This window comes from Frankia sp. CpI1-P (assembly GCF_001421075.1).
Classification (GTDB): Bacteria; Actinomycetota; Actinomycetes; order Frankiales; family Frankiaceae; genus Frankia; species Frankia torreyi.
This window is the reverse complement of the sequence record NZ_LJJX01000014.1, coordinates 72,750-99,730: the sequence shown is the minus strand read 5'-3', so window position 1 is coordinate 99,730 and position 26,981 is coordinate 72,750. Positions and strand designations below refer to the sequence as shown.

Annotated in this window: 19 protein-coding genes and 19 pseudogenes; 9 read left to right on the top strand and 29 right to left on the bottom strand. The window is 73.6% G+C overall.

The genetic code is table 11. The features are described from left to right. Positions 1–96 precede the first annotated feature (96 nt). From FF86_RS11890 to FF86_RS11870, 8 genes and pseudogenes are all read right to left on the bottom strand, one after another. The gene (locus FF86_RS11890; RefSeq protein WP_044884600.1) at positions 97–591 is read right to left on the bottom strand and encodes a DUF6912 family protein; all 495 of its coding nucleotides are present in this window, start codon (positions 589–591) and stop codon (positions 97–99) included. 137 nt (positions 592–728) lie between these two features. Then, a pseudogene (locus tag FF86_RS11885) lies at positions 729–1,704 on the bottom strand (patatin-like phospholipase family protein); the annotation flags it as partial. 1 nt (position 1,705) lies between these two features. Next, positions 1,706–1,919 (bottom strand): patatin-like phospholipase family protein (locus FF86_RS46735; protein WP_396229837.1); only part of this gene is annotated, 214 nt, incomplete at its 3' end. Between the two features lie 250 nt (positions 1,920–2,169). Continuing rightward, positions 2,170–2,670, bottom strand: coding sequence for a transcriptional regulator (locus FF86_RS11880; protein ID WP_041938893.1), 501 nt, complete (start codon positions 2,668–2,670; stop codon positions 2,170–2,172). 478 nt (positions 2,671–3,148) lie between these two features. Then, a pseudogene (locus tag FF86_RS46730) lies at positions 3,149–3,506 on the bottom strand (MinD/ParA family protein); the annotation flags it as partial. A 1-nt stretch (position 3,507) separates the two neighbouring features. Beyond that, positions 3,508–4,445: chromosome partitioning protein (locus FF86_RS46725; RefSeq protein ID WP_242418615.1), on the bottom strand; the 938-nt coding region annotated here is incomplete at its 3' end. Then, positions 4,442–4,675, bottom strand: a pseudogene (locus FF86_RS46720) (flagellar biosynthesis protein FlgA); the annotation flags it as partial. The gene FF86_RS46725 and the pseudogene FF86_RS46720, both read right to left, overlap by 4 nt. Before the next feature lies 1 nt (position 4,676). Continuing rightward, on the bottom strand, positions 4,677–5,215 hold a 539-nt coding region (locus FF86_RS11870; protein WP_242418614.1), incomplete at its 3' end, for an SAF domain-containing protein. 504 nt (positions 5,216–5,719) lie between these two features. Here FF86_RS11870 and FF86_RS11865 point away from each other — a divergent pair. After that, the gene (locus FF86_RS11865; RefSeq protein ID WP_009740318.1) at positions 5,720–5,956 is read left to right on the top strand and encodes a helix-turn-helix domain-containing protein; all 237 of its coding nucleotides are present in this window, start codon (positions 5,720–5,722) and stop codon (positions 5,954–5,956) included. 92 nt (positions 5,957–6,048) lie between these two features. Here FF86_RS11865 and FF86_RS46715 read toward each other — a convergent pair. Next, positions 6,049–6,531, bottom strand: a pseudogene (locus FF86_RS46715) (hypothetical protein); the annotation flags it as partial. Between the two features lie 1,921 nt (positions 6,532–8,452). Between FF86_RS46715 and FF86_RS65870 the strand changes: the two are divergent. Beyond that, positions 8,453–8,917, top strand: coding sequence for an Rv3235 family protein (locus tag FF86_RS65870; RefSeq protein WP_370657175.1), 465 nt, complete (start codon positions 8,453–8,455; stop codon positions 8,915–8,917). 94 nt (positions 8,918–9,011) lie between these two features. Here the strand turns inward: FF86_RS65870 and FF86_RS46710 are convergent. The 4 pseudogenes from FF86_RS46710 to FF86_RS46695 form a co-directional block, all read right to left on the bottom strand. Beyond that, positions 9,012–10,545: pseudogene (locus tag FF86_RS46710) on the bottom strand (SEC-C metal-binding domain-containing protein); the annotation flags it as partial. Position 10,546: 1 nt separating this feature from the next. Beyond that, a pseudogene (locus FF86_RS46705) lies at positions 10,547–10,686 on the bottom strand (hypothetical protein); the annotation flags it as partial. 1 nt (position 10,687) lies between these two features. Then, positions 10,688–11,007 (bottom strand): annotated as a pseudogene (locus FF86_RS46700) (preprotein translocase subunit SecA); the annotation flags it as partial. Between the two features lies 1 nt (position 11,008). After that, positions 11,009–11,972 (bottom strand): annotated as a pseudogene (locus tag FF86_RS46695) (preprotein translocase subunit SecA); the annotation flags it as partial. Positions 11,973–12,316: 344 nt separating this feature from the next. Between FF86_RS46695 and FF86_RS11840 the strand changes: the two are divergent. Beyond that, complete coding sequence (locus FF86_RS11840) at positions 12,317–12,886, top strand: GNAT family N-acetyltransferase (RefSeq protein WP_044884608.1); 570 nt, start codon at positions 12,317–12,319, stop codon at positions 12,884–12,886. Positions 12,887–12,890: 4 nt separating this feature from the next. Here the strand turns inward: FF86_RS11840 and FF86_RS46690 are convergent. The 8 genes and pseudogenes from FF86_RS46690 to FF86_RS11825 all read right to left on the bottom strand — a co-directional run. Further along, positions 12,891–13,010 (bottom strand): annotated as a pseudogene (locus FF86_RS46690) (response regulator transcription factor); the annotation flags it as partial. 1 nt (position 13,011) lies between these two features. Beyond that, positions 13,012–13,142 (bottom strand): annotated as a pseudogene (locus tag FF86_RS46685) (LuxR C-terminal-related transcriptional regulator); the annotation flags it as partial. A gap of 1 nt (position 13,143) precedes the next feature. Continuing rightward, positions 13,144–13,227: pseudogene (locus FF86_RS46680) on the bottom strand (DNA-binding response regulator); the annotation flags it as partial. A 1-nt stretch (position 13,228) separates the two neighbouring features. After that, positions 13,229–13,431, bottom strand: a pseudogene (locus FF86_RS46675) (response regulator transcription factor); the annotation flags it as partial. A gap of 1 nt (position 13,432) precedes the next feature. Next, positions 13,433–13,604: response regulator transcription factor (locus tag FF86_RS46670; RefSeq protein WP_396229842.1), on the bottom strand; the 172-nt coding region annotated here is incomplete at its 3' end. A gap of 132 nt (positions 13,605–13,736) precedes the next feature. Then, a pseudogene (locus FF86_RS46665) lies at positions 13,737–13,888 on the bottom strand (ribosomal subunit interface protein); the annotation flags it as partial. A gap of 1 nt (position 13,889) precedes the next feature. Continuing rightward, on the bottom strand, positions 13,890–14,531 hold a 642-nt coding region (gene hpf / locus FF86_RS11830; RefSeq protein WP_242418613.1), incomplete at its 3' end, for a ribosome hibernation-promoting factor, HPF/YfiA family. Between the two features lie 328 nt (positions 14,532–14,859). Further along, positions 14,860–15,669 carry a ComF family protein gene (locus FF86_RS11825; RefSeq protein WP_044884611.1) on the bottom strand — a complete coding sequence of 270 codons (810 nt, stop codon included), beginning with the start codon at positions 15,667–15,669 and terminating at the stop codon, positions 14,860–14,862. A 1,586-nt stretch (positions 15,670–17,255) separates the two neighbouring features. Here FF86_RS11825 and FF86_RS11815 point away from each other — a divergent pair. The 5 genes and pseudogenes from FF86_RS11815 to FF86_RS46660 form a co-directional block, all read left to right on the top strand. After that, a complete protein-coding gene (locus FF86_RS11815) occupies positions 17,256–18,017 on the top strand; it encodes a DUF4129 domain-containing protein (protein ID WP_044884613.1) in 762 nt (253 codons plus the stop codon). Then, on the top strand, positions 18,014–19,435 hold the full coding sequence (locus FF86_RS11810) for a DUF4350 domain-containing protein (protein WP_055406668.1): 1,422 nt from the start codon (positions 18,014–18,016) through the stop codon (positions 19,433–19,435). The genes FF86_RS11815 and FF86_RS11810 overlap by 4 nt, the downstream gene beginning before the upstream one ends. A 302-nt stretch (positions 19,436–19,737) precedes the next feature. Continuing rightward, positions 19,738–20,763 (top strand): AAA family ATPase, encoded by a 1,026-nt coding sequence (locus FF86_RS11805; RefSeq protein ID WP_370657229.1) that lies wholly within the window; start codon positions 19,738–19,740, stop codon positions 20,761–20,763. 5 nt (positions 20,764–20,768) lie between these two features. Beyond that, positions 20,769–21,826 (top strand): annotated as a pseudogene (locus FF86_RS11800) (DUF58 domain-containing protein); the annotation flags it as partial. A gap of 1 nt (position 21,827) precedes the next feature. Beyond that, positions 21,828–22,064 (top strand): annotated as a pseudogene (locus tag FF86_RS46660) (DUF58 domain-containing protein); the annotation flags it as partial. Positions 22,065–22,146: 82 nt separating this feature from the next. Here FF86_RS46660 and FF86_RS65865 read toward each other — a convergent pair. From FF86_RS65865 to FF86_RS65860, 5 genes and pseudogenes are all read right to left on the bottom strand, one after another. Then, positions 22,147–22,230: pseudogene (locus FF86_RS65865) on the bottom strand (DUF5990 family protein); the annotation flags it as partial. A 102-nt stretch (positions 22,231–22,332) separates the two neighbouring features. Further along, entirely contained in the window at positions 22,333–22,755 is a 423-nt protein-coding gene (locus FF86_RS11795) for a nitroreductase family deazaflavin-dependent oxidoreductase (RefSeq protein ID WP_055406666.1), read from the bottom strand. A gap of 73 nt (positions 22,756–22,828) precedes the next feature. After that, positions 22,829–23,652 (bottom strand): annotated as a pseudogene (locus FF86_RS11790) (alkene reductase); the annotation flags it as partial. 1 nt (position 23,653) lies between these two features. Beyond that, positions 23,654–23,929: pseudogene (locus FF86_RS46650) on the bottom strand (alkene reductase); the annotation flags it as partial. 1 nt (position 23,930) lies between these two features. Further along, a partial coding sequence (locus FF86_RS65860; protein ID WP_396229841.1) for a hypothetical protein occupies positions 23,931–23,992 on the bottom strand: 62 nt, incomplete at its 3' end. Between the two features lie 160 nt (positions 23,993–24,152). Here FF86_RS65860 and FF86_RS11785 point away from each other — a divergent pair. Then, positions 24,153–24,533, top strand: coding sequence for a VOC family protein (locus FF86_RS11785; RefSeq protein ID WP_044884618.1), 381 nt, complete (start codon positions 24,153–24,155; stop codon positions 24,531–24,533). Positions 24,534–24,664: 131 nt separating this feature from the next. Here the strand turns inward: FF86_RS11785 and FF86_RS11780 are convergent, their stop codons facing one another. From FF86_RS11780 to FF86_RS46645, 3 genes and pseudogenes are all read right to left on the bottom strand, one after another. After that, entirely contained in the window at positions 24,665–25,144 is a 480-nt protein-coding gene (locus FF86_RS11780) for a PPOX class F420-dependent oxidoreductase (protein ID WP_044884619.1), read from the bottom strand. A gap of 71 nt (positions 25,145–25,215) precedes the next feature. After that, positions 25,216–26,226: a stage II sporulation protein M gene (locus FF86_RS11775; RefSeq protein ID WP_044884620.1), complete on the bottom strand. Its 1,011-nt coding sequence runs from the start codon at positions 26,224–26,226 to the stop codon at positions 25,216–25,218. 109 nt (positions 26,227–26,335) lie between these two features. Then, positions 26,336–26,980 (bottom strand): annotated as a pseudogene (locus FF86_RS46645) (beta-ketoacyl reductase); the annotation flags it as partial. Position 26,981 lies beyond the last annotated feature (1 nt).

Sequence of the window (26,981 nt, the reverse complement as noted above, 5' to 3'; positions counted from 1 at the left end):
ATCAATGGGTGTGGTCTACCTCACACTGCAGGCCAGTCGGCGTGCCGAACACCGTCCAGGCATCCAGCCGACCCGCCAACGACGGGGCGGGCCTGCTCACAGCAGGTCGGGCAGCTCCTGCGGGGCGAACCAGAGCAACTCGAAGCCTTCGACGCTGTCAACGGTGAAGGCCGCGTCCTCGCCGCCGAGGTCGGCCTCGACAATGTGATCCGCCGCCTCGGCCACCGCGTCGAGAACCTCGCCATCGTCGCCGTCGTCGACGTGGATCGCTCCCACTGCCGACCAGGGCACCGGGAAGTCGACCTCGACGGCGCCTCGTTCGAGGTCGTCCCGGACGCGGACGTCGCCGTCGGCGAGGTCCGCGACGAAGACCAGGCGTCGGCGTGGGGCCGCCGGGTCGGCGTCGAGCAGGCGCAGGCTGGCGCGCGCCGCGTCGTGCAGCACCGCGTACTCCAGCTCCTCCTCGGACTCCGACTGGGCGTACCACTCACGCAGCGCCGGCGTGACCGCAAAGCCCGTCCCAGCCGGCACCTGCCCGGACTCCCACACCGATCGCGCGGCGTTGAGCGTGGACGGCAGGTAGATGCGCACCCGACCAGTCTCGCAACCAGCCGCGCCGGACGACCAACGAGGGTCCCATCCGGCGGGCACCACGGGCGCGGTCTTAGCCGCACCGTCGGGGCGCGGTGGTTGGGAGCGGGCCGGTGCCATGGCTCGGGACCGCCCGCTCAGCCGGCCAGGTCCAAGCCGAGCCGGCCCTTCGGTTGACCGGCGCCCTCGCCGGTGCCGGCGCCCCCCTCGACGCCGGCACCGCCGCGGGTGCCGGTCCCGGTCCTGGAAGCGGCAGTGGTTGCGGCGGCGACCGCGCGGGCGGCGGAGGTCGCGCCGGCGCCGGTGGCAGTGGTGGCGCCGGTGGCAGTGGTGGCGCCGGTGCGGGCCGACCGGGGCCGTGGGCGCGCGCGGGCGCTCGCGCGCAGGGCCGCGCACGTGGTCCGCAGGCTGGTCTCGAACACCTCCGCGCGGCGGGTCAGGTCCATCAGGTTGCCGCCCATCACCGCGAGGTCCTCTGGTCCGGGAGACAGCACCGTCACCCGGGTGCCCGCGGCCTCGACCAGCTCGATCTCCCGCAGCAACCGACGGGTCGCCGCGCGCCGGACCTGCCGTTCGACCAGGGCCACCGCGCCACGGGGGCGGTCGCTGGCCAGCGAGCAGGCCGGCGCGAGCACGAGCACCTCCTCGAGCTCGGCGTCGGCGAGCAGGTCGACCGACGTGGGCGAGCGGGTCCCGCCGTCGACGAAGCGCTGACCGCCTGACTCGATCGGGGCGTACCAGCCGGGGATCGCGCAGGACGCCATGACCGCCTCGGGCAGTGTCACTCGGGGTGCGTCGGGCGAGCCGAACAGCACCCGGTGACCGGTGTCGAAGTTCATCGCGACGACCCGCAGGTTTGGCGGGGCGGGCCAGTCGGCGAGGTCCAGTCCCCTGCGGTCCATAGCGGCGGAGACCAGGTCGCCCACCGCGGAGATCTTGCCGCGGCCCTGCGGCAGAATCGCCGCCAGGGTGACCATCGGCGAGGCGTGCCGGGGGTGCAGCGCGCTGGCCGTGAGCAGCCGTGGCGAGCCCATTCGCATCCGGGGCCGTGGGGGCAGGGAGGCGCCGAGGTCGCGGTAGTCGAGGACGGGGTCGCCCGCCTCGTACAGCCCGNGCTCGGAGTTGGCCATCACGTCGATGCCGACGCCGAGGCCGAGCAGAGCCGCGACGACGGAGCCGGCCGAGGTACCGACCACCAGGTCGCTACTGCCCAGGTCACGGCCGGTCTCGGTCTCGACGGCCCGCATGGCGCCGATCATCCAGGCGGAGCCGAGGACTCCGCCCGCCCCGAGGACCAGGCCCCTGCGCGGGGCCCGCCTTCTGGTCATTGTCCACCTCCCGGCGCGGCGGTCGGGAGGGGATGTGCCCTGCGCGGGGCACCTGCCGCCCCGGTCCGCCCGCTGCCATGTGGGCCGCCCGGTCGCACCTGGACCGGGCGGCCGCCGGCGGCGGTGTGCGCCGCATGGGACCTCCCGGGGATGGGCCAGTCGCAGTCCACGGTCCGCGTCGACCGTTCGTTGCCTGCGGCGCGTGACGCGCCCGGACGGGCCACCGGACTACGCCGGCGGTTTCTCGCCGCTACTCCGGCGGTTCCTCGCTCTCCTCGGGGAAGGTCGTCTCCAGGACGCCCCAGTTGCGCAGGCGCTCGGCGAACTCCTGCGGCGTGGTGTCGTGCAGCAGGGCGAGCGCGCGCACATCGCCGTCGCGGATGGACAGCACGTGCCCGGCGTAGTCGTCGCGCTGGCGCTGGATCTGCGCCACCCACCGCCGGACGAGCGCGGAGGTGTCGGGTGGCGCCTCGCTGAGCTTCTCCAGGTTCAGGACCGTGCGCGGGCGGCGCTCGCGCGGGGGCAACTGGTCCTCGCTGGGCAGCAGCGCCGACACCGGCACTCCGTAGAACCCGGCGAGTTCGGAGAGCTGGTGGACGCTGATCATCCGGTCCCCGCGCTCGTAGGAGCCGACGGCGGCGGTCTTCCAGCGGCCGCGCGACTTCTGCTCGACCCCCTGGAGCGACAGCCCCTGCTGTATCCGAATCGCCCGCAGGCGGGCGCCCACCGCCTTCGCGTACTCCCGGCTCACCCGACACACCCCCTAGCCGTCTCGCCCGAGCATCCCCGTGCCTCCGGCTCCCCGGACACGGTTGCGGCCGCGCTCCGGATGGCACCTTCGAGGCCTGCTCAACACTAACGTAACGTTGCCGAAAGGGGACTCTCACGCAGACATACATTGCATCACGCTATGCAGCGTGACTGCGCCGCCATTAACGTTCATACTTCATAGTGCATCAGACCGACGTCCTTTCGTGGCCGATCTCCTGCCACTGGAAGCTTTGAGTAAGATCCCCTTCACTTCTTGACCGGAACCGTTCCACACAGCGATGCCCACGAATCGCTCGCTGTAACCATGACCGCTACACATTCATGATGAGACGAATGCTTTATGTCACGGTTATGCCGTGAGCGTAACGGTGAGTTGTCATCGCCCGGTCCAGTCGGCCGCGCTCACCGGCCGACGATCACCTAGCGCGACTGGCGCCGGAACCCGCTGCGGCGCCGGNGGCCGACCGCGGGCCGCCCGGCCAGCCGAGCGGCCAGATCCCTGATCGCGAGCCGGGCGGGGGAGGTGGGGGCGATGTCCCGCAGGAGCTGACCCGCGACCTGTGCCGCATCGAGCCCGGCGAGGTCATAGGGCACGAGCGCGACCGGCTCGGTCCCGGTGTGGCGCAGGATCGCCCGGCCGACCTCCCGGGACGGGTCGCCGCCGACAACCGAGGCCCGCAGCCGGTTGACCACCACGAGCGGATCTGCCGCCGGGACAGCCTCCCGCAGATCGGCCAGTCCACGGACGAACCGGACCAGACCGACCGGCTCCGCCGAGGCGACCGCGAGGACGATGTCGGCCGCCTCGAGCACCGCNAGCGTCGCGCCGTTGCGCCGCGGCGCCGCGGTGTCGAAGGACAGCTCCTCGTCCGTCTCCAGACAGAAGCCGCAGTCCACCACCACGTACGACGCCAGCCGCCGGGACATCGACAGCACCGTTTCGATGGACGCCGGGCGCAGCTCGGGCCACCGCGACGGCCGGGAGATGCCGGGCAGCACCCGCAGGCCCTCGCCCAGGTCCCGGCACAGCACGGCCAGCCGCGGCACGTCGAGCAGGCCCTGGTTGGCGGACCGGGCCGCGGCGGCCAGGCCCGGCGCCTCCTCCAGCAGGCCGACGAGCTGGCCGATCGCCCCGCCGTAGGAGTCGGCATCCACCAGCAGCGTCGAGAACCCCAAGGCCGCGATCTCGGCGGCGAGGCACAGCGCGATCGTCGTGCGCCCCGGCGCTCCGGCCGGCCCCCAGACCGCGATCACCCGGCCGTCACCGGCCTCCCCGAGGCCGAGGCCGTCGGTGCCGGTGCCGGCCGGGGCGAGCTGCCCGAAGCCCAGCAGCGGCTCGCTGTAGGAGGAGGCGGCGGCGGGCCAGGCCGCCGGGCCGGCGGCGTGGGACGCCAGCGCACGGGAGGCCTCGACGACGGCGCCGGCAACCACCTCGGCGGTGGCGTCGGCGGGGATGACCGCCGCGACGCCGAGCTGGCGCAGGCGGCGGTCCGCGTCCTCGTCCCCGGGCGCGATCAGGCCGACCACCGCGATGCCGGCCATCGCCAGGCGGGTCAGCGCATCGCGGTCCAGCCGGCGCAGATCGGCCGACAGCAGCGCCGCGCGCGCCGCACCGGTCGTCGCCGCAGCAAGCAGATCCGGCAGGTCGACACAACGGCGCACCACGGTGACGCCGAGATCGCGGCGATCGAAGGCCGAGACCAGGCCGGCCTCGACCTCGGAGTCGGTCACCGCGGTCAGGATCGGCAGGCTCACCGGCCGTACCCCGCCACGGTGGTCGGTCCGGTCGAGCCGACGCCGCCGCGGGAGTCCCGTTCGAGCTTCACGACGTCGACCCGCTCGCTCTGGGACGCCGCCACGGCCTGGATCGCGTTGTCGACCGGCACGCGCAACGTCAGCGAGCGGTCACCGCTGGCCAGCTTCTCCAGCCCGACGAACTCGACGTCGTGCAGGACCAGCGACTCGGCGCCGGCCCCCGCGGCCGGNGCCGGCTGGTTCGGCTGGTTGCCGGCCTGGTCCCCGGAGCCGGTGGCCGCCGCGGCCCCGGCGGAGAACACGTAGACGTCGACGTGGTCGCCGGGCTCGAGGACGGGCAGCCGGCCCGCCTTGACCATGACCGGAACCAGCCTGGTGGACTGCGTGTTCCGCCCGGCGAAGTCGGCCCCGCTGACCAGCTCCCCGGCGTCGACGGGCCGGGCGAGGGTGGCACCGGTCAGGTCACGCAGCCGGCCGCCCGGATAGTAGCGGTCGGACGTCCTGGCATCGAGCCGGGCGGACACCGTGGTCAGATCCCCCGCCACGATGACGTGCCCGGCGGGCAGGCCGGTCCTCGCCACCGCCCACTGCCGGGTCGAGTCCGCCGACGCGAACAGCCGCGCCCCCACGACGACCGAGACGAGCACGAGCAGCACCCCGACGAGCAGCCGGGAGTCCCGCCAGCGCCGCCGGGTCAGCCGGCGGGCGGGAGGCGAGCCCGGCGGCGGGGGCGCCTCGGGACGGACCGGCGCCGCGGCGAGCTCGGTCACCGGGAGACCTCCCTTTTCTCCTGGCCGGACCATTGGTGCATGTTCACACCTTCCGGTCGCAGAGCGTACGCGGTCGAAGGCCCCGAACCCACCGAAACCAGCGAGGATTCCGCTGCGGAACGCCACCGTCGACAATCGGTGTCCACCGACCGCCCGCGCGCAGCGACATCCCGGGTGTCCTGAGCTCACCAGTTGGACGCGCAGCGGGCCCGGTGCGATGCGCGCCGGGACGAAGCCGCGCGATTTTCGCGTCGCCGGGTCCGACCGCCCGGGCGTTCCGCGCCGCTTCCCACGGGTGGCGACGCAGCTCAGGGAGCCGCCGGGCCCGGCGGCCGGCCGGCGACGGCAGGCGCGGATGGTAGCGGACCAGAACAGCCACGAGCGAGAGCTTTCGGGGGCGTCCGCGCGTAGTTATCCACAAGCTGAAGCATCTGGACGCGATGAACAGTGGAATCTCTGATACACACGTGAGGAGAGACATCCGCCCTCAGTAGGAGGACTTTGATGAACGACCGCTTCCTTCAGCTGAGCGATGTGGCGGACATCCTCAACATCTCGTCCAGCCAGACCTATGCCCTCGTCCGCTCGGGCGAGCTCCCCGCCATCAAGATCGGCGGTCGGGGGCAGTGGCGGGTGGAACGCTCGGAGCTGGAGGCGTACATCCAGCGTGCCTACGAGCAGACCAGGGCCTTCGTCGCGGCCAATCCCATGAGCCGCAACGAGGCCGTGCCGGAGGACTGACACCGCCATCGAGCCACTCCCCGGACCGGTCAGGGGACGCGGCGCACGTAGGCGATCGCGTCGAGCGGCATCGTCCACCCCGACCGGACCCNCCCTCGGCGGGCGAACTCGCCCACCGCGTGCTCGGCGACCTCCAGGAAGTCCGCCCCCACCCGGACCGGCGTCCCGTGCAGGCTCGTCCCGTCCACGAACAACAGCGTGCACACGGAGCGGTCCCGAACGAGCCCGCGCAGCACGTACCGCAGGTCCAGCTTCGCGGCCAGCGGCCCCTCGTGCCCCGGCTGGGCGGAGACGACCGGCAGGTTCTCGACCGCGAGCAGCGAGCGCATCGGCACCAGCACCTCCGTCGCGCCGGGCTCCGCGAGCAGGAACCAGTCCACCCCCAGCGCGGACAGCGTGCCGTGCAGCGTCTCCGGCGCCCGCTGCCCGCCCAGCACCCGGCAGCGCGCCGGGTGTCCCACGACGGGCCGCAGGCGATCGATCAGCCGCAGGTAGGCGGCCTCCCGGCGGCTGCGGTCGGCGAGCTCGGCGGCGAGCTCGGCAGCCTCGTTCGCCTCCCACTGCAGCTCGAGGTCNGCGAACAGGTCCTCCCAACGCATCGGGTCTCCTCCCGTACGGGTACGTTCCGCTGCACACCGGGCGACTCGATCCCTCACGCACGACGCAAGCGGGATTGACAGTGGGACGCCAGAGGTTTACACAACCAAACATAGGCAAACGAAGTCGTTCGACGACATCCGNCAGACAGGAGCAGCGACGATGATCGCGGGAGCGGCTCGGCGGACACTGGCGCTGTTCGCCGGTGCGGCCGGAGCCGCGGGCACGGCGATCATATTGATCGTCTTCGGCCCTCGGCTGGCGGACCTGCCGGCCGGCGTCGGCGATGTGCCCGACTGGTTCACCGCGGCACCCGAGCAGGCCCTCGTTACGGTCGTCGGTGCGGTGGCGTGGCTGTGCCTGCTCTGGCTGTGCCTGGGCGTCCTGCTCGGCGTGGCCGCCGCCATCCCCGGCGGCGTCGGCCGGCTCAGCGCGGCGCTGGCCCGCCTGATCCTGCCCCGCGCGATGCGTCGGATGATCGAAATCGGTCTCGGCGTCACCCTGGTCGCCGGCGTCGCGCCGGTGATGGCGGCGATGCCCGCCGCGGCCGCCGGCAGCCACCCGGCGACCGGGATCGGCGTCACGGCGCCGGCGACGTTCCCCGATCTCGGCCGCCCGGCGACGGTCGGTCTCGGGGACGCGGGGGTGCCGGCCTCAGGTCACGCGACCGGCCTGCCGTCCCTCGACCGCCCGGCCGCGACGGCGCCCGACGCGGCCGCTACCGACACGGCCCCGACCGGCGCGGCCGGCGCCCGCTCCGCCGCGCCCGGACCCCGGCTGCAGGGCGTGACCTACCACGGCGAGGCGGCCCGTCCGGCGCCGGCCTCACCCGGCGCGGTCGGGCTGCCCGACCTCGATCGCCCCGACCTCGATCGCCCCGCCCCGGCCACGCCCCGGCTACCCGACCTCGGCCGCCCGGCCTCCGCCACCCCGGCCACCACCGCAGACGAGGGCGCCAGCCCGACGATCTCCGTGCNGGGCCTGGGCGAGGCCATCCCCGTCGTCGACCTGCACGCAACCGCACCGGCGTCGACCTCGTCGACACCGCCCCACTCTCCGGACGCCGCCCAGAGCGGCGCTCCGGCGGCCCCTGACCCCGGCCCCCCCGTCCGGCTCATCGCGGCACGCACGTCGGTGAGCTGGCCGGATCTTGAGCGTCCGGCTACCGATCCGCCGCGCACCGCGGCGCCGTCGACGGCACCGACCGGCCCGGCCCCCGCCGGCGGTGCCTCGGCGGCGCCCGCGCGACAACCCGCGTCCTCGGCGCCGGCACGCGACCCGCTTGTCCCGTCCTCGCACCGCGGCACCGGCGTTCCGGCCAGCCCGTCGGGCACCGGCCAGTCGGCTCGCGCCGGCGAGGCCGAGGAGGTCGTCGTCCTGCGCGGGGACAACCTGTGGACGATCGCCGCCCGTCATCTCGGCCCCACCGCCACACACGAGCAGATCGCGGCCGAATGGCCCCGCTGGTGGGCCGCGAACTCCGACGTGATCGGCCACGACCCGAACCTGATCCTTCCCGGCCAACGCCTCAAACCGCCATCCGGGCCCTGACCCCGCCCGCCACCATCGGAGCCTGCCGTGACCGCCACCTGTGCCCTGACCCTGCCCCGGCGACCACACTCGGTCCCCGGCATGCGGCTGCTCCCCGTAGCCCCAAACGAACCGCCCTACGACGACGAGATCGAGCCCGTAGCCGCAAGCGGTCGACCGGCCCACACTCGGATCCGACCCGCTCGGCGAGCCGGCGGCGCCGCCGACCGGTCAGGCCGGCCCGCGGCCGCTCCCGGCGGGGGCGGCCATCGCCGCGGCTCCAGCGGAGGCCGCGGCGGCGGACGTTCCGCCCCTCCCCCCGGAGGCCAGGCCCCCGACCGCCCGGACGCCGACCGCCCGGACACCGTCGTGGGCCGCCCGGACGCCGTCGTGGACCGCTCGCCCCGGCAGCTAACCGTGCCGGAGCAGGTGTTCACCGAGGCCGGCTCGACGCTGGGACCGGCCTCGAGCGATCTGCCCGCGACGGGACGCCGAGCGGCCCGCGGCCCGGCGGCCGGCCGACCGACCGCGCCCGCGCGGGAGGCCGCGGTGATCGTCGTCCGGGCCATCGTCGAGGCGCTCGGCGGCGTCCGTCCCGTGTCCCACCTCGCCGGTTGGACGACTCCCCGGCTTCAGAACGATCTCGAGCGCATCGCCGCGCAGCTCAGCGACCGCCGCCGCGGCCAGGTGCGCAGCGTGCGAGTGAGCGAGCCGCGGCCGGGCGTCGCCGAGGTGTCTGCGGTGATCAGCCGCGGCGCGCGGGCCGCAGCGCTGGCGTTGCGGATGGAGGCCACCGGCGGCCGATGGCGAGTCACGACTCTGCAGGTCGGCTGACCGATCGGTGCCCCGGCGCCAGCTTCTCGGCCGTCGGGCAGCGGGGTCACCCGCCGTCCGACGGCCGGGAGCGAAGGTGCGGGTAGCGCGTCCCTTACTCGACCTCGGCGTTGCGCCGCGCGGGATCGCCGTGGCACCGCTTGTATTTGCGACCCGAGCCGCACGGGCAGGGGGCGTTGCGAGCGGGGCGAGCACCCGCACCTGCCGCTGATCCGCCGGCGGGACCATGGGCGGCTTGGGCCGCACCGCCACCGACCGACGACTCGGCGCCCGAGTCCAGGATGGTCACCGGTCCGGCACCGCCATCGACCGACGGCGCGGTGTAGCGAAGCCCGCCGGTCGGGCGACGCGGCTCGAGACCCTTGACGAAGACAGGCGGCGCGGCAGGCGGCGCCAGTGCGGCCGGAACCTCCGGCGGAGTCCGGCGCGCGGCCGCCCGGTCGTCCTCGGCGTCCGGCAGGGCCACGGGCGCAACCGCGGCGGGCAGGGCGGCGGCTCCCGCGGGGGCCGCCGGGGCGACAGCGACGCTCTCCGCAGGCGCCGCCTCGGTCTCCTGACCGGCGATCTGGACCTCGACGTTGAACAGGAGGCGGACGGACTCCTCCTTGATGCCCTCCATCATCGTCTGGAACATGTCGAAACCCTCGCGCTGGTATTCGACCAGCGGGTCGCGCTGTCCCATCGCCCGCAGGCCGATGCCCTCCTGCAGGTAGTCCATCTCGTACAGGTGCTCGCGCCACTTGCGGTCCAGCACGGCGAGGACGACCCGCCGCTCCAGCTCGCGCATGATCGGCTCGTCATCGGCGCCTTCACCGAGGTCGAGTTCGCGGCGGTCGTACGCCTCCTGCGCGTCGGCCTGGACATCCTCCAGCAGGTGATCGGGGGTGAGCCCGTCGCGATCGTCGGTGTCGGGCGCCTCCACCCCGACCGGGTAGAGCTGGCCGAGCGCGGTCCACAGGGTGTCGAGATCCCACTCCTCGGGGTAGCCGTCGGCGGTGGCACCGCGCACGTACCCCTCGACGGTGTCGTCGACGAAATGCCGCACCTGCTCGTGCAGGTCGGCGCCGTCGAGGACCTTGCGGCGCTCCTCGTAGATGACGGTGCGCTGCTTGTTCATGACCTCGTCGTACTTGAGCACGTTCTTGCGGATCTCGAAGTTCTGGCCCTCGACCTGGGTCTGGGCCGACCGGATCGCCCGCGTCACGATCTTCGACTCGATCGGGACGTCCTCGGGGATGTTGAGGCGATCCATGATCCCCTCGACGGCAGCCGCGTTGAACAGCCGCATGAGGTCGTCGCCGAGGGAGAGGTAGAAGCGCGACTCGCCGTGGTCGCCCTGCCGGCCGGCGCGGCCGCGTAGCTGGTTGTCGATGCGCCGGGACTCGTGCCGCTCGGTGCCGAGCACGTACAGGCCGCCCGCCTCGACGACCTCCTCGTGCTCGGTCTTCACCGACTGACGGGCCTTCTCCAGCGCCTCCTGCCAGGCCGCCTCGTAGTCCTCGGGGGTCTCGATGGGCGACAGCCCGCGCTGGCGCAGCTCGGCCTGGGCGATGAACTCCGGGTTCCCGCCGAGCATGATGTCGGTACCGCGGCCGGCCATGTTCGTCGCCACCGTGACGGCGCCCTTGNGACCCGCCTCGGCGATGATGGTCGCCTCCCGCTCGTGGTGCTTGGCGTTGAGGACCTCGTGCGGCACGCCCCGCTTGGTGAGCTGCTTGGACAGGTACTCGGACTTCTCCACGCTCGTGGTGCCGACCAGGACCGGCTGGNCCTTCTCGTGCCGCTCGGCGATGTCCTCGACCACGGCGTCGAACTTCGCGATCTCGGTCTTGTAGACGACGTCCGGCTGGTCGTTGCGGATCATCGGCTTGTTCGTCGGGATCGGCACCACGCCGAGGGAGTAGATCTGGTGGAACTCGGCCGCCTCGGTCATGGCGGTACCGGTCATTCCGGAAAGCTTGTCGTAGAGCCGGAAGTAGTTCTGCAGGGTGATCGTCGCGAGGGTCTGGTTCTCCTGCTTGATCTCGACCTTTTCCTTGGCCTCGATCGCCTGGTGCATTCCCTCGCTGTAGCGCCGGCCGTGCAGCACCNGGCCGGTGAACTCGTCGACGATAAGGACCTCGCCGTCGGTGACGATGTAGTCCTTGTCCCGCTTGTAGAGCTCCTTGGCCTTCAGCGAGTTGTTCAGGTAGCCCACGAGCGGCGTGTTCACCGACTCGTAGAGATTCTCGATGCCGAGCTGATCCTCGACCTTCTCGACGCCGGACTCGGTGATGGCCACCGTCCGCTTGCCCTCTTCGACCTCGTAGTCGACGTCGCGCTCCAGCAGGGGGGCGATTCGGGCGAACTCCGTGTACCAGCGGGTCGGATGGTCCGCCGGGCCACTGATGATCAGCGGCGTGCGGGCCTCGTCGATGAGGATCGAGTCGACCTCGTCGACCACCGCGAAGTTGTGGCCGCGCTGGACCAGCTCGTCCGCGCTCCAGGCCATGTTGTCGCGCAGATAGTCGAATCCGAACTCGTTGTTCGTGCCGTAGGTGATGTCGCAGGCGTACTGGGCGCGACGGACCGGAGGCGGCATCTGCGGGTGGATCACCCCGACGGTGAGGCCGAGGAAACGGTGGACGCGTCCCATGTTCTCGGCGTCGCGCTGGGCGAGGTAGTCGTTGACCGTCACGATGTGCACGCCCTTGCCGGCCAGGGCGTTCAGGTAGGCGGGCAGGGTGGAGACCAGCGTCTTGCCCTCACCGGTCTTCATCTCGGCGATGTTGCCGAGATGAAGCGCCGCGCCGCCCATGATCTGCACGTCGAAGTGCCGCTGGCCGAGCGTGCGCCGGGCCGCCTCCCGGACGGCGGCGAATGCCTCGGGCAGCAGGTCGTCGAGGGACTCCTTGCCCTCCGCGACACGCTGACGGAACTCGTCGGTCATGCCGCGCAGCTCGCCGTCGGACAGCCCGGTGAAGTCGTCCTCGATCAGGTTCACCTGCTCGGCGATCGCCTTGAGCTTGCGCAGAATCCGGCCCTCGCCGGCACGCAAGATCTTGTCTAGAACCACGGGCGAAACTCCTCCGGCAGGCATGTCGGCGAGGCACCGACCACACGATGCTAGCCCCTGGACCGTCCCCCACAACATCCATCGGGACGCGGTTCCTCCGGCCGCGGTCGACGATGGGCTGTGGATGCGGGGACGAGGCGCCAACGCCCCTGGGCAGGGATTGCGCGGGCACAAACGACCAGGACAACTTGGGCGACGACGCGGGTACCCGCGATCCGTCACCCGTCCAACGACCGGGGGCGCCGCGAGGTGCCCGGGCGAGTGGACGACGGCACCGGCGCTGGGTCGCGGTCCGGTCGGAAATGAGGGGCGCGGCCCGGCGGTGAGCCGGTAGAAGAAGAGCCATGCCGTCTCTCGAACCGGTGGAGATCACCGCCGGCCGCCTCCATCTGCGCCCCTGGCGCCCCTACGACGTCGACGCCGTCCACCAGGCCTGCCAGGATCCGGAGATCTCCCGGTGGACGAGGCTGCCCGCTCCGTACGGGCGCCACCACGCCGAGGACTTCGTCACCCGGGAGGCACCCCAGACCTGGGCCGATGGGACCGGAGCCGCGTTCGCGGTGGTCGACGCGACGACCGAGCAGTTGCTGGCCTCGATCGCGCTGCTCCAGCTAACCGCCCCAAGCGGCGCCGAGATCGGCTACTGGTGTGCGGCGTCGGCACGCGGCCAGGGCGTGATGTCACAGGCGGTGGCGACGCTGACCAGGTGGGCCTTCGGGGCACTGGGACTGGCCCGGATCGAATGGCGGGCCGCGGTGGGCAACGTCGCCTCCCTCCGGGTGGCCGAGAAAACCGGATACACCTTGGAGGGAACCCTGCGACGGGCCCTGGTGGTGGGCGACGGACGGCGGGTCGACTGCTGGGTGGGCTCGCGGCTCCCGGACGACCCGCCCCCGCCCGGGGACCCGCGGTGATGACTCAGGTGATTTCGAGCAGCTTCTCCCGGACCGCGTAGACCACCGCCTCCATCCTGGAATGCAACTGCAGCTTCTCCAGAATATTTCGGATGTGGTTTTTCACGGTGTTTTCGCTGATATANAGCTGCTTGGCGATATCGCGGTTGTTCATGCCCTTGGCAACGAGGCGAAGCACCTCCATCTCCCGGTCGGTGAGCCGGGGGGTGGGGAGCTGCGGCCGGTCGTCCTTGTTCTTGATCATCGCCGCGAACTCNCTGAGCAGCTTCGACGCCATCGAAGGGCTGATCAGACTCTGGCCGCCGTAGACGGCGCGAATGTCGGCCGCGACCTCGTCGATGNAGATCTCCTTGAGCAGGTAGCCCATGGCCCCCGCCTTGATCGCGTCGTAGAGGTCGGCCTCCTCGTCACTGATCGTCAACATGACGATCTTCGCGCTCGGCACCGCCTCCTTGATGGCGCTCGTGGCGTCGATCCCGCCGCGGCGCGGCATCCGCACGTCCATGAGCACGATGTCGGGAGCCATCTCCTTCGCCATCGTCACGNCTTCGGACCCGTCCGCGGCCTCCCCGACGACCTCGATGTCGACCTCCTGGCCCAGCACCATCTCCAACCCGCGCCGGAACAGTGCGTGGTCGTCGACGATGAGCACCCGGATGGGGTTCGCCTCCGATGGCGTCGGCAGCACATCCTCAGAGCGCTGCTCCTCCACCGTCATCTGACCTCCTTAGGACCATTTTCACCCGGGCCACTCCACCCCGCGCGACTGCGCGCGGGGTGGAGTGCCGTGCACTCCGACACCCGAGGCAAATGGTCCCACGTCAGCCGGTGGGCGTGACCTGCAGATCGTCTAAAGAGCGGCCGAGTTCGCGAACGCGCCGCGATCCGGCGCGGATCGGTCCACGTCACGGTGCGCGTCCAGCGATGCGGCGGCCGCCGCCCCGGCCGGACCCGAGAGCCTGATCACGCCGTAGTCGTACCCGACGCGGCGGTAGACCACGCNGGGCAGGCCGAGGTCGACGTCCAGGAACAGGTAGAAGTCGTGGCCGACCAGCTCCATGTTGGACAGGGCGTCCTCGAGTGTCATCGGGTCGGCCTCGTGCGTCTTCTCCCGCACGACCAGCGGTTCCTGCTCCTCCGCCGCGCCCCGGCCAGTCGGGCTGTGGGCCGCGGCGAGCGAGTCGGCGGGGGCGGCGACGACCGGGCGCGCCGAGTTTCCCCCGGACGGTGCCGCCTCGGCGGCGGGATGCAGGTCGGCCGGTCGGGTGCCCTCCAGCGGCATCAGGCTCTCCAGTGGCACGGAGGTGATGCCGGACTGCTTGGCACCGGCGTGGTTGGCGTGGTGACGGACCCGCCGGTCGGCGGCCCGGCGCAGGCGCTCGGCGAGCTTGCTGGTGGCCAGGTCGAGGGCGGCGTAGCAGTCGGCGGCGGCGGCCTCGGCCCGGATCACCGGGCCCCGCGAGTACACGGTGAGCTCAACCCGGTCGCAGACGTCGGACTGCCGGGGGTTGTGTTCCTTCGACAGCTCGACGTCGACGCTGATGATGTTGGAGTCCAGCCGCTCCAACTTGGCGAGCTTGGCCTCGACATGATTGCGGAACCGTTCCGGAACCGCGGTGTGCCTGCCCTTGACCACGATGTCCACGCGATCCACCTCCCGTTCGCCAATCCCGGCGACGCGACCTGCGCCGGGGGCCGGCCGTGCGCCGGTATGTTGTGGCGCCCCCCGGGATCCGTCCGGCCTCGGGCCGAGACGATCCACGGACGCCCTGTCCACGGTTGTCGCACCTTCCCGTCGTGCCGTTTGCGGTTGGTCGCCCGCGTTCGCCTCCTTCCCCGCAGCGGCGGGCCTACTCCGCCCATCGGCCCAGCATCCGCACGACGCATGCGCTACGCCCGACAGGCCTCAGGGCCCGCCGCCGCCCGTTCGTTCGCCCCTTGCGGACAGACACGGACGGTGCGTACCGGCAGTTTCACCCCGGCGGGCCGTGGATCGCGGGTAGGGCGGCTCTTCCGCGCGTCGGATCGGTGACGGCGACCACGGCGACGGCGGTGGTCCGCACCGAGGCGGCCCGCAGCGCCCGCACCGCCTCCCCCACCGTCGCCCCCGTCGTCAGCACGTCGTCGACGACGATGACCCGCGCGCCCGCCGGCAACGCCGCACGCCGGGCCGCGCGCGCCGGATTCGCCAGCTCGAAGGCGCCGGCGAGGTTCGCCGCCCGCGCCGCGGCACCCAGCCCGGCCTGATCGGCGAGCCGGCGCATCGGCCGCAGCACGGGCGCGATGCGCACCCGGTGACCGTGCCGGCGCAGCACGGTGGCCGCTGCGGAGCACAGCAGTGCCAGATGATCGAAGCCGCGCCGACGACGTGCCGCCGCGGTCGAGGGCACCGGCACGAGCACGCACGCAGGCGCGGGGGCCGACGTGCGGGACGTCCCGGTGGGCGCGCCCAGGGCTGCGGGCAACGCCCGCGCGATCGCGCCGGCCAGTGCGGCACCCAGCGGCCGGGCGGCGTCCACTCGGCCGCGCTCCTTGTAGGCCAGCAGAAGCGACCGGACCCGGCCGCCGTAGCGAGCCGCCGCCAGGCACGGCGGCAGCCCTCGCCGCCGCGGGGTGGCCATGGGACCCGCGGCGGCGAGGAAGGCTGGACCGCGCAGCTCCGCAGCGCACGCCGGGCACACCGCCGCCCCCCGACCGCCGCAGCCGGCGCACGACAGCGGCACGATCAGGTCGGCGAGGATCGCCAGGTTCCGGATGAGCAGGGGCAGCAAGGCGCGGGCCATAGGAGGAAGGATCACCATCCGCCGATGCGTCCGCCAGCCCCCGCGGGCGATCTGTGGACAACGCACCCCGCGCAGTCCGACCGGCTGTGAATATCCACGGACCCCTCCGGGGCCGGTGCCCGCAGGGAGCGGGCGGGAGAGAAGCGGGCCGGGGGAGGTCGTCGCACGGCACCCGGGNGCCGTCTGAGACGATCGTTGCCGGGCGGATCATCTCCGTGCAGCGGACGGTGCGCAGTGCGGACGGTGCGCAGTGCAGCCGACCGGGAGCACGTCCGGGCGGGCGATCCCGGCCATGACCGGCGATATCCGCGCGCCGGCCTCGGCACACCCCCGTCCCAGGGCACAGAATCCTGACAACGGGGACGGCCCCGCGCGGCGCCCCGCCGCCGGACAGACCCCTGACCGCGAAAGCCTGGAGCCACGTCGCCTCATGAGCAACCGCGAGACGTGAGCAACCGTGGGACCTGAGCAGACGTGGGACCTGAGCAGACGAGTGGAGACACACCCATGACCGACGGACCCGGCTGGGCCGCGCCCGGCACATCGTCGCCTCCGGGCGACGGTTCCGCCGGGCCGTCGTGGGGCGCGCCGCTACCCCACGACGGGTGGGGGCGCCCCGACCAACCCGCCGGTCAACCGCCGGTGCCCGTCGACGCGCCCCCGCCGGGCGGACCGCCCGGCTGGCACGGGCCTCCCCAGGGCGGACCGCCCGGGCGCTATGGGCCCCCACCCGGTCCGCCAGGGCCGTGGCGCTGGGGCGCGNCGGCACCGAAGCCGGGGATCATCCCACTGCGTCCGCTGGCCCTCGGCGAAATCCTGGACGGCACCTTCGCCACGATCCGGGCGAATCCGGGCGCGACGATCGGAGTCACCGTCGCGTCCGCGACCGTCGTCGAGACNATCTCCACGGTGGTGGCGATCACCACGGAGAACGCCTCGACCGCCGTGTCGGCGCTGGGCATCATCGCGTCCTTCGCGCTCGACCTCATCCTCGGGCTGTTCCTGTCCGGCGTGCTNAGCGTGGTCGTGAGCGAGGCGACGCTGGGTAGTCGCATCGGGCCGACCGAGGCCGTCCGACGGGTCGCCCCACGCCTCGGCGGCCTGTTCGCCCTCACGGTCATCGTCACGGTGGCGGTGGCACTCGGGCTGGTCGCCCTGCTGGTCGGCGCGGTCGTCGTGGGCGTCTATCTGGGGCTGGCGACGCCCGCGTACGTCCTCGAGGGCGGCGGCGTCCGCCAGGCCCTGCGACGCTCGGTGGCGATCGTGCGCGGCTCCTGGTGGCNCAGCCTCGGCATCCTGCTTCTCTCGACGCTCGTCGCGTTCATGCTCAGCGCGATCCTCACCGCCGTCACCGTGGTGATCCTGGAGTCGTCGGACGTGTTCGGCGACTTCCTGAACGGCGATCTCACGGTCACCGGCCACATCGTCCAGGGGATCGGCGAGCTGCTGGCCACGACGATCTCCACGCCGATCGTCTCCGGCACCGTCGTGCTGCTGTACATCGACCTACGGATCCGGCGGGAGGGGTTGGACGTCACCCTCGCCGAGGCCGCCCGGGCCCGCGCGGCCGGGATGGGGACGCCCGGATGACCCTGGGCGGTCCGGTCACCCGCGACGGCGCCCGGCAGGAGGCGCACCGCGAGCTGTCGGACGGCATCTACGGCAACAGCCGGCCGCACTGGTGGAACCGGCTGCTGAGCTGGATCGGCGACCGGATCGCGGACCTGTTCGACTGGATCCTCCCGCACAGCGGGTCGGGCGGCGGTTCACGCGGTCTCGGGGTCCTCGCGCTGGTGGTGGTGCTCGTCGTCGGGGCGGTCGCGCTGCGGTGGTGGCTGGGGCCGGTCCGGCGGACCGCGCGGGCCCGGCAGGCGGCCGCGGACGACCTGTCCAGCCCGCTGACCGCCGCGCAGTTGCGGGCCGAGGCCGACCGGCACGCAGCCAGCGAGGACTACGCGCGGGCGGTGCGCTCCCGGCTACGGGCGATCGTGCGGATGCTCGAGGAAAAGGGTGTGCTCGACCCGCGCCCCGGACGCACCGCCGGGGAGCTCGTCGCCGAGGTCGCCCGGATCGCCCCGGCCGCCGACCGCGGGCCGGCCGGCCCGCCCGCCACCGTCCCCGGCACGCCCAGCACCGACCATGACCCGGCCGGCGCCGGCCCGGCCGGGGGCGGGCGAGCTGCCCTGGCCGCCGCCGTGGAGGTCTTCAGCGAGATCTGGTACGGCGGCCGCCCGGCCACCGCCGCCGGCTACCAGATGCTCGTCGACGCGGACGCCGCGCTGTCGCGGCTGCGAAGCGGCGCCGGCGGGCGGGACGGCGCGGCGGCCAGCCTCGCGGTGCCGGCATGACGGCCAGCGGCACCCTGGCGCCGGGGGGCACCAGCCCGGGGGGCGCCTCGCCCAGCGCTGTACGCAGCGGGCCCCGCCCGCCGGCGGTGCGCCGCGGGATCCTCGTGACGGCCGTCGTCGGCACCATCGTGCTCGGCTTCCTCGTGATCACCGCCCTGGCCACCCGCCCGGCCGGACGGCCGGCGCTGGATGTGGCCTCGCCCAAGTCCGACGGAACCCGCGCCCTGGCCCAGATCCTGCGCGCCCGCGGCGTGGTGGTGTCCGCCGCCGACGCCGTGCCCGCGGGTTCGGCCGGCCGGCAGGACACGCTCGTCGTCGTCCGCCCCGGACGGCTGACCCACGACGCGCTCACCGACCTGCTCGGCCGCGTCTGGCGAGGCTCCGACGTCGTGCTGGTGGCGCCGGGTGACGCCGTACTCGACGCGCTCGACGTTGGCATCGTCACGGCCGACCGGCAGCCGGCCGGCGACGAGTCCGACCCGCGGTGCGCGCTGCCCGAGGCGGCGGTGGCGGGCAGCGTCACGATCGGCGCGGGCCGGGCCTTCACCCCCGCCGACGGCGCCGATCTCGGCGACATGCGTCCGACGCTCTGCTACGGCGACCCGCCCGACGCGGCCGAGCTCGCGGTCCTCAACCCCGGCCGGACCAAAGCCGCGCCGGCGGCCGGGCGGCTGGTGCTGCTCGGCTCCGCGGACTTCCTCACCAACGGTGAGCTGGACCGTTCGGGCAACGCGGCGCTCGCGCTCGGCCTGCTCGCCCGGCATCCCACGCTGTCCTGGATCACCCCGGCCGCGGACGCCACCGGCGGGGTCGGTACCCGCAGCGTCGCCGAGCTGCTGCCCGCCGGGTTCCGGTGGGCGTGCCTGCAGGCCCTCGTCGTACTGGTGCTGCTCGCGTTGTGGCGGGGGCGGCGGCTGGGACCGCCGGTACCCGAGCCGCTGCCCGTGATCGTGCGGGCCGCGGAGACCGTGGAGGGTCGCGGCCGGCTCTACGCCGCCGCGCACGCCCGCGACCGGGCGGCCGACGCGCTGCGGGCCGGCACCCGGGTTCGACTGGCGGAACGCACGGGGCTGCCCGTGCTGGCCGGACCGGGCGGGACACCCGGACCCGATCCCGTAGCCCTCGTGGCCTCCGTCAGCGAACGCACCGGGCGGTCACCCTCGGAAATCGGATCGCTCCTGTACGGTTCGGGCATGCCGCCGCAGACCACCGGCGCGCCCAGCCCACTCGGGCGGGCCCGGGACCGCTACCAGTCGCGTCATCTCCCGCCGGACGCCGCCTCGCCGGGGGCGCCGACGGCGGCGGGCGATGGGCCCGGTGCCCGGCGCGGCACCGGACGGCCGGGTGATCGGGACGCCGCGCTGCTCGCGCTGGCCCGAGCGCTCGACGAACTCGACCGACAGATAGGTGGACGGTGACCTCTCCGAACATCGACGCGGAGCCGACCGCCGCGGGACCGGCCCGGCCCGCGGCGCCGACCCCGGACCCACCCGCCAGGTCCGGGCAGCCCGCTCCGGCCACGCAGGCCGTTTCGGGAACTCCCGGCAAGCACGTCGGCCCCGCAGCCGACGTACCACCGGCCCGGGATGACGCGCAGGCCGAGGAGACTCTCCGCCGGCCAGGCGCCGCATCGACGCATCAGATTCCGCCGGCCCCGCCAGCACCGTCCGCCCCGCCAGCGCCGTCCGCCCCGCCGGCGCCGGTGGCCCCGCCGGCGCCGGTGGCCCCGCCGGCGCCGGTGGCCCCGCCGGCGCCGGTGGCCGCCCGGCCGGGCGGGTGGCCCGCACCGCCCGACGCCGACGCCGCGCGCCGGGCGCTGATCGCGTTGCGCGGCGAGGTCGCCAAGGCCGTGATCGGCCAGGACGCCGCCGTCAGCGGGCTGGTGGTCGCCCTGCTCTGCCGCGGGCACGCGCTGCTCGAAGGCGTGCCGGGCGTGGCGAAGACCCTGCTCGTGCGCACCCTGGCGACCGCGCTGTCGCTGGACACCAAGCGGCTGCAGTTCACCCCGGATCTGATGCCGGGTGACGTCACCGGCTCGCTCGTCTACGACAACCGCAGCTCCGCGTTCACCTTCCGCGAGGGTCCGGTCTTCACGAACCTGCTGCTTGCCGACGAGATCAACCGGACGCCACCGAAGACCCAGGCGGCCCTGCTGGAGGTGATGGAGGAGCGGCAGGTCAGCGTGGAGGGAACGCCCCGGCCGCTGCCCACTCCGTTCGCCGTCCTGGCGACCCAGAACCCCATCGAGCACGAGGGCACCTACCCGCTGCCCGAGGCGCAGCTCGACCGGTTCCTGGTCAAGGTGACGCTGCCGCTGCCGCCACGCGACGACGAGATCCGGGTGCTGGCCCACCACGCCGGCGGCTTCGACCCGACGGACCTGGCCGCAGCCGGAGTGCGGCCGGTCGCGGGCCCGGCGGAGCTGGCCGCGGCGCGCGCGGCGGTGCTCGCCGTCGCGGTGCACCCGGAGGTGCTGGCGTACATCGTCGACCTGGCGCGGGCGACCCGGGTGGCGCCGAGTGTGCAGCTCGGGGTGTCGCCGCGCGGGGCCACCGCGCTGCTGGCGACCACGCGGGCCTGGGCGTGGCTGTCGGGACGCGGCTACGCGACCCCCGACGACGTCAAGGCCCTGGCCCGGGCCACGCTGCGCCACCGGATCAGCCTGCGGCCCGAGGCCGAACTCGACGGAGTGACCGCGGACGTCGTGCTGGAACAGGTGCTGGCCACCGTCCCGGTGCCCCGGTAGGGCCGGTGGCGATCACCGGGCGCGCCGTCGCGCTGGCCCTGTTCGGGGCGCTGGTCGTCCTGCTCTCCCCCGCGCCCGGCCTGACGATGCTGGTCGTCGACGTGGTGATCGTGGCGCTCGTCGGGGTCGACCTGACGCTGGCCGGCGGGGTCCGCACGCTGGAGTTCACCCGGTCGGGGCCGACGGCCGCCCGGCTGGGCCAGCCCGTCCCCCTCGTACTCGGGATCGCCAACGGCGGTGGCCGGCCGGTGCGGGCCCGGGTCCGCGACGCCTGGCCACCGTCCGCGGGCGCCCGGCCGCGGGAGCACCGGGTGGTCGTCCCCGCCGGGGAACGGCGCTTCCTGGAGACGACGCTGTATCCGACGCGGCGCGGCGACCGGGAGCCGTTCCGGATCACGGTGCGTTCCGTCGGTCCGCTCGGCCTCGCCGGCCGGCAGGGCCGCCACCAGTCTCCGTGGCGGGTCCGGGTGCTGCCGCCGTTCACGTCGCGCCGGCACCTGCCCGCGGCGCTGGCCCGGCTGCGGGAGGTCGAGGGCGAGGTCGCGATCCGCGGGGCCGGCGCCGGCTCGGAGTTCGACAGCCTGCGCGACTATGTGATCGGCGACGACGTCCGCCTAATCGACTGGCGGGGCACCGCCCGACGCGGAGCGGTGGTGGTCCGGACCTTCCGGCCGGAGCGGGACCGGCGGGTGGTCTGCGTGCTCGACACCGGGCGGACCTCCGCCGGGCGGGTCGGCGACGTCCCCAGGCTGGACCATGCGCTCGACGCCGCGCTGCTGCTCACCGCGGTCGCGCTGCGGGCCGGCGACCGGGTCGGTCTCGTCGCGCACGACAGCGTGCCCCGGGTGACGCTGCCCGGTTCGCACGACCACGCGTACCTGGCCCGGATGACCGACGCCATGGCCCGGCTGGAACCGGCCATCGTCGAGGCGGACCACGCCGGGATGATCTCGACGGTGCTGCGGGAGACCTCGCGCCGATCCCTGGTCGTGCTGTTCACCGAGCTGGCGCCGGCCGTGATCGAGGAGGGGCTGCTACCGGCACTGGGGACGTTGACCGCGCGNCACTCCGTTCTGGTTGCGGCGCTGCGCGACCCTCGCGTCGACGAGCTCGCCGCCGGCCGTGGCGACGTCCGCGCCGTATACGCCGCCGCAGCGGCCGAACAGACGCTGATGCGCCGCCGCGAGCTCACCGAGACGCTGCGCCGCCGCGGCGTCGAGGTCGTCGACGCGCCGCCCGCCGGCTACGCCGCGGCCGTCACCGACACCTACCTCACCCTGAAGTCCCTCGGTCGGCTCTGAACCCTGAAGTCCCTCGGTCGGCTCTGAACCCTGAAGTCCCTCGGTCGGCTCTGAACCCTGAAGTCCCTCGGTCGGCTCTGACCGCCGACCAGGTGATCGCCGGCGGCCGGACCGCCGCGCACAGCGGCTGGCCGCGGGCGTCGGTCAGGTCAAGCAGGCCGGTCAGGTCAAGCAGGCCGTCCCCCGCCCGGCCGCCTGCCGGGGCTCGGCGGCACGGCGCCTCTCCGCGAGCGGTCTCGTGCCGCCGCGTTCGTCGCGGCGGGCGCCGTCAGGTCGCGGGGACGGGGGTCAGCGCGACGACGGGGATCTTCCGGCCGGCCTTCGCCTCGTACTCGGCGAAAGCCGGGTAGGTCGCGGCATGCCGGGCGTAGATGGCGTCACGTTCGGCGCCGGTGACCTCGTCGACACGCACGGCCAGGGTCCGGGCGTCAATCTCGATCTTCGCCTCGGGGTGCGCCTTCAGGTTGTGGTACCAGGCCGGATCTTTGGGTGCCCCGGCGTACGAGGCGAACACCAGGTACCGATCGCCGTCCTCGGCGTACACCAACGGGTTGATCCGCGGAGTGCCGCTGCGGGCCCCGGTGGTGTGCAGCAGCAGGATCGGAGTTCCCGCGAACTGACCACCGGGGTGCCCCCCGGTGGCCCGGAAGTCGGCGATGATCCGGGCGTTGAAATCGTCGGTGTCTGCCATGGGTGGGCGCTCCCCTCGTCAAACCGCCTGGTCGGGTCCGGACGGTATACGAATTTCCGACATCCGTTGTGGCTCAGGCAGGCAGGTCCGCGGCGGTTGACTGCTGGGCGGGCACGGCGGGAGCGCCGGGAGCGCCGATCCCCACCGGGAGAAGCGTCGGGTAGTCCAGGTAGCCACGGTCGTCGCCGCCGTAGAAGGTCGCTCGGTCGCCCGGGTTGAACGGTCCGCCGGCCGCGAGCCGGGCCGGCAGGTCCGGGTTGGCGAGGAAGGCAGCCCCGAAGCTGAGCAGATCGGTGGTGCCGTCCTCGACAAGGGGAAGGTCCGCGAGCCCGGTCGGCTGGTCACCCGTGGCCGGGTTGAGGATCAGCGTGCCGCCGAAGCGGCGGCGCAGCTCCACGGTCAGCGACCGCTCGGCGTTCTCGGCGATGTGCAGGTAGGCCAGTCCGAGCGGGCGCACCGCGTCCACCAGCGCGGTGTACGTGGCGGGCACGTCGTCGACGACGATGTCGTTGAAGCTGCCGCCGGGCGAGATCCGCAGCCCCACCCGGTTCGCGCCGATCGCCTCGACCACGGCCCGGGTGACCTCGACGGCGAACCGGATCCGGCCGGCGACCGAGCCGCCCCAGCCATCGGTGCGGCGGTTGGCGTTCGTGGCCAGGAACTGGTTGATGAGGTAACCGTTCGCGCCGTGCACCTCGACGCCGTCGAAGCCGGCGGCGATGGCGTTGCTGGCCGCCTCGGCGAACTCCGCGATGATCTCGGAAATCTGCTCCTCGGTCAGTTCGGCCGGGGTCTCGAAGTCCGCCATGCCCGTGGCGCTGAACGTCTGGCCGGCGGGACGGACCGCGGACGGGGCGAGTGGGATCGCGCCCGCGGGCAGCAGGCTCGGGTGGCTGANCCGCCCGGCGTGCATGAGCTGGACGAAGATCACTCCGCCGGCGTCGTGCACTGCGGCGGTGACCGCCCGCCATGCCTGGACCTGCTCGGCGCTGTGCAGGCCGGGGGTGTTCGGGTAGCCCTGGCCGACGGCGGAGGGCTGGACGCCCTCGGTGATGATCAGGCCGGCGCCGGCCCGCTGGGCGTAGTAGGTCGCCATCGACGGCGTCGGGGTGGCGCCGGGACCGAAGGCCCGGTTGCGGGTCATCGGCGCCATCGCGACGCGGTTCGCCAGGTGNAGGCCGGCCAGGTCGATCGGGTCGAAGGCGGTGGTCATCGGACTCCCTCTCGTCACCGTCACGCCCCCGCCGAGCGCGGTCGCGGACTACCCAGTCCGAACCTCACGCCCGCCGACGACTCTTCCCGGTGGCATCGAGTGTGAGCCGCGCCACCCGGACAGGACGGTGGTCACGGCGTCGGATCGTGACCGAACTGTNGGAGGGCGGCGCTAGCATGCAGCCATGCTTGATCACATAGGTGTCCAGGCGGCCGACGTCGAGGCATCGCTCGCCTTCTACCTGCGTACCTTCGCGGCCATCGGCATCCGCGAGGCGAAACGCTTCCCAGCCGGCGATTCCGTGGTGGTCGGTCTGTCCGGGCCGGACGGGATGGCGTCGTTCTGGCTCAGTCCCGCGGCCGACGCCGAGACCCGGGAGCTGCACGTGGCCTTCCGCGCCCCGGACCGGGCCGCCGTCGACGCGGTGCACGAGGCCGCGGTGCGCGACGGCGTCGAGGTGCTGCACGCGCCGCGCGTCTGGCCCGAGTACCACCCCACCTACTACGGCGTCTTCCTGCGCGATCCCGACGGCCACAACGTCGAGGCCGTCCATCACGGGTTCTAGGAGACCGCCGGGTCGTCCTCGGCGGCGTGGGCCACTTTCCCCACCGCGAGGCCACGGCGGCGGTGACGAACCTGGTCGCCGGCCATCTCCAGGCGGCGAACGGCCGAGCGCGAGCCCGCGGCCCGGGCTAGCTAGCCCTCGTCGGCCGGGGCGAGCAGGCGGGCGGGGAAGCCGCCGCGGCTGATCGGCCCCCACCGGTCGATCCGCAGCCGGAGCAGCACCTTCTCCTGACGGCGCATGGCCTCGCGGTACTCGTCCCAGTCGGGGTGCTCGCCGCTGATGCAGCGGAAGTACTCCACCAGCTCCTCGACCGCGGCGGGTTGGTCGACCACGGTGATCGTGCCGTCGACCTGGACCCACTCGCCGTTGAACTCGTCGGACAGCACGCACATCGACGCCCGCGGGTCGCGGCGCGCGTTGCGGGTCTTTGCCCGCTCCGGGTAGGTCGACACGACGATGTCGCCGGCGGTGTCGACGCCCATCGTCACCGGGGAGAGCTGCGGGGCGCCGTCGCGGCGGGTGGTGACGAGGATGCCGCGGTGGCGGGGGCGGACGAAGTCGAGCAGGCCCACGCGGTCGACGCTGACATCCCTGGCTGCGGTCGGACTCATCCCGGCAGCCTATTGCCGTCCGGGCGACGCAGTGCGCCGGGGAAAGCGTGGTGGAGTCGGCGGGGGCGGGTTCAGGCCACGGGGGCCAGGTCGGCGGCGCCGTGGGCGGCGTCGAGGTCGGCCGTCTGACCGGCCGCCGCCGCGCGCGAACCGTAGCTCCAGGCGTAGGCGACGAAGCCGGCCCAGGCCAGCGCGCCGATCCCGATCCGCACCGCCGTCGGCAGCCCGGAGGGCGTCACGAACGCCTCGATGACGCCGGAGACCGCCAGGGCGACCGCGGCGCCGAGCGTGATCGTCACCGCGGCCCGTCCCTCGGCGGCCAGTGCCTCGACGCGGCGCCGTGGGCCCGGCGCGATGATCGACCAGCCCAGGCGCAGGCCCACCGCCCCCGCCAGGAACACGACCGTGAGCTCCAGCATGCCGTGCGGGAGGATCAGGCTCCAGAACTGGCCGCTCTGCCCGCAGCTCGTCATGTACCCGCCGACCACCCCGGTGTTCACCGCGTTCATCAGCAGCACCAGCAGGGTCGGCAGGCCGAGCAGCGCGCCGGCGGCGACCGCCGTCGCCGAGACCCAGGCGTTGTTCGTCCAGACCTGGCTGGCGAACGAGGGAGCCGGGTTCTCCGTGTAGTACGACGCGAAGTCGGAGCGACACAGCTTGGCGACCGCGCTCGGCGGGGCCAGGTTGGCCTGCGCCTCGGCGTCGTTGGCGATCCAGAGCCCGACGGCCAGCGCGACGAGCACCGAGCCGAGCGCGGTGGCGAGCACCCAGCGGCGGCGTTCGTAGACGGCCAGCGGGAAGGTCACGGCGAAGAACCGGCCGACGACGTGCCACCCGGGGTCGGGCGCCCCGCCCACCGCCGCGCGGGCACGGGTCACCAGGGTGGTGAGGTCGTCGACGAGGCTGGTGTCGTAGGAACGGGTACGAATCACCGACAGGTGGGTCGCGGCCCGCTGGTAGAGCTCGACCAGCTCGTCGAGCTCGTCGGCGCTCATCCGGCGCGGCCGGCCGGCCCGGTCGACGAGCCGGCCGAGCCGGATCCACTCCGGGCGGTGCACGGCGACGAACGCATCGAGATCCATGGCGGTCCCATCCTCGCAGACGGGTGGTGACGCCGGGACTTCCCGCCGCCACCACCCGTGGCACCACCCGTGGCACCGGCCGGGGACCGGCCGGGGCACCGCCGTCCCGTCAGGACCCGTCGCCGCCGTCGAGGGCCAGGTCGGCGAAGTCCGCGAGGCCGGTGGCGAGGGCCGTGATCGTCGGGTACTTCCAGATGAAGTTGCCGGGCAGAGTGATGCCGAGCGCGGGTTCCAGCCGGGAGCGCAGCTCGAGGGCGAGCAGCGAGTCGAAGCCGAACGAGCGCAGCGGCGTGTCCGGATCGAGCGTGCTCTGGCTCAGCCGCAGCACCACCCGCAGATGCTCGCCCAGGTACTCCTCGAACAGCGTCCGCCGGGGCACCCCCGCCGCCACGGCCCGCAGTCTCGCCCGGATGTCGGTCGGACCGTCGTGTTCGGCCTCCTGCGCACCATCGGCCCGGAGGATGGCCCGGAACACCGACAGCGGACGACCGGCCGGCGGTATCCAGGCGGTCGGGTCGCCGGGCAGCAGGCCGGCGTGCCGGCGGCCGAGCGCGAGGACCGTCTCCAGGGCGTACAGGCCGTCGCGGGTCGGGATGGTCTCGTAACCCCGCGCCCCGAAGATCTCCCCGCCGCCGATCTCGCCCCAGACCCCCCAGTTGATCGAGATGGTCGGCAGCCCCTGCGCGCTGCGCCAGTCGGCGAAACCGTCGAGCCAGGAGTTCGCCGAGGCGTAGGCGCCCTGGCCGGGGATGCCN

Bases quoted from the DNA above. Each gene is read 5' to 3' on its own strand.
- FF86_RS11865 (WP_009740318.1), top strand. From the start codon at position 5,720: ATGAACGACCGCTTCCTTCAGCTGAGCGATGTGGCGGACATCCTCAAC.
- FF86_RS11840 (WP_044884608.1), top strand. From the start codon at position 12,317: ATGCCGTCTCTCGAACCGGTGGAGATCACCGCCGGCCGCCTCCATCTG.
- FF86_RS11825 (WP_044884611.1), bottom strand. From the start codon at position 15,669: ATGGCCCGCGCCTTGCTGCCCCTGCTCATCCGGAACCTGGCGATCCTC.
- FF86_RS11815 (WP_044884613.1), top strand. From the start codon at position 17,256: ATGACCCTGGGCGGTCCGGTCACCCGCGACGGCGCCCGGCAGGAGGCG.
- FF86_RS11810 (WP_055406668.1), top strand. From the start codon at position 18,014: ATGACGGCCAGCGGCACCCTGGCGCCGGGGGGCACCAGCCCGGGGGGC.
- FF86_RS11795 (WP_055406666.1), bottom strand. From the start codon at position 22,755: ATGGCAGACACCGACGATTTCAACGCCCGGATCATCGCCGACTTCCGG.
- FF86_RS11785 (WP_044884618.1), top strand. From the start codon at position 24,153: ATGCTTGATCACATAGGTGTCCAGGCGGCCGACGTCGAGGCATCGCTC.
- FF86_RS11780 (WP_044884619.1), bottom strand. From the start codon at position 25,144: ATGAGTCCGACCGCAGCCAGGGATGTCAGCGTCGACCGCGTGGGCCTG.
- FF86_RS11775 (WP_044884620.1), bottom strand. From the start codon at position 26,226: ATGGATCTCGATGCGTTCGTCGCCGTGCACCGCCCGGAGTGGATCCGG.